This window comes from Mesorhizobium sp. M7A.F.Ca.ET.027.03.2.1 (genome assembly GCF_003999175.1).
Lineage (GTDB): Bacteria > Pseudomonadota > Alphaproteobacteria > Rhizobiales > Rhizobiaceae > Mesorhizobium.
This window is the reverse complement of the sequence record NZ_RZOM01001491.1, coordinates 1-1,062: the sequence shown is the minus strand read 5'-3', so window position 1 is coordinate 1,062 and position 1,062 is coordinate 1. Positions and strand designations below refer to the sequence as shown.

The 1,062-nt window shown below is 58.9% G+C and carries 1 protein-coding gene and 1 pseudogene; both read right to left on the bottom strand.

What is annotated here, in order from left to right; genetic code table 11:
• Positions 1 to 556: pseudogene (locus EN750_RS35875) on the bottom strand (hypothetical protein); the annotation flags it as partial.
• Positions 553 to 1,062, bottom strand: a 510-nt coding sequence (locus EN750_RS41565) for an ABC transporter ATP-binding protein (protein ID WP_145968261.1), incomplete at its 5' end; no start/stop codon positions are given. The gene EN750_RS41565 and the pseudogene EN750_RS35875, both read right to left, overlap by 4 nt.

The window sequence follows — 1,062 nt, the reverse complement described above, 5'->3', positions numbered from 1 at the left end:
AGGCGAAGATCGGCAGGATCATCAGCGGAATGTAGCTGTAGACGAGACCGAGCAGCATGGCGGTGTTGCCGAACAGCAGCGAGTCCATGTTGTCAACGAGGCCGAGACCGCGAAGGGTCTTTTCGACGACACCGTCCTTGCCCAGGATGATGATCCAGGAATAGACGCGCACGATCATCGAAACCCAGAATGGCAGCGTGACGAGATAGATCAGCAGCACTTTGATCGCCGGCCGCTGCAGCGCGATGAAATAGGCGACCGGGAAGCTCAGAAGCAGGCAGATCGATGTTGTCACGGCCGACAGGACCAGCGTCCGGGCAACGACGATGAGATATTGCGGATTGAACTCCATCTCGCCGGTCCAGCCTTCGTTGAACAAAAGCTGCTTGTAGGGCGCTGTGGTGAACACGTATTCGAACCCGCCGTAAGGTCCACGCGTCGAGAACGACACCACGATGATGATACCGATCGGGATGATCAGCGTCAGCAGCATGATGAGATGGGCCGGCAGCAGGCCGAGGACATTCCAGTCAGGACTTTTTGTGCGTGCCTTCATGCGCCGAGGATCCGCACGGATTCGGCGGCAAAGCCGACTTTTACCGATTGCCCGATCTCGAACATCTGGCCGCGGCTGACGCTGTTGCGCTTGGAGATGCGCAGCTTGGTGCCGCCCGCTTCAATCAGATAGTATGTGTAGCCGCCGAGATAGTTGGTGCTCATGATCGTGCCGTCGACAGCGATCGGGTTGTCCTGCGCGGGCAGGCTGATTTTTTCCGGACGTATCGAGATGAAGGCCTTCTGGCCGGCGACCGCTTTCTTGTGAGAGGCCGTCAAGGTCATGCCGAGCTGCGTTTTCACGGTTGCCTGCTCGCCGTCCACGGCAATCACGTCAGCATCGAGGAAGTTGGTCTCGCCGATGAAATCGGCGACGAAGCGGTTCGACGGCTCCTCGTAGATCGCCGCGGGTGTGCCAAGCTGCTGGATCTCGCCATCGCCGAGAACGCAGATGCGATCCGACATGTCGAGCGCTTCTTCCTGGTCGTGGGTGACGAAGACGAAGGT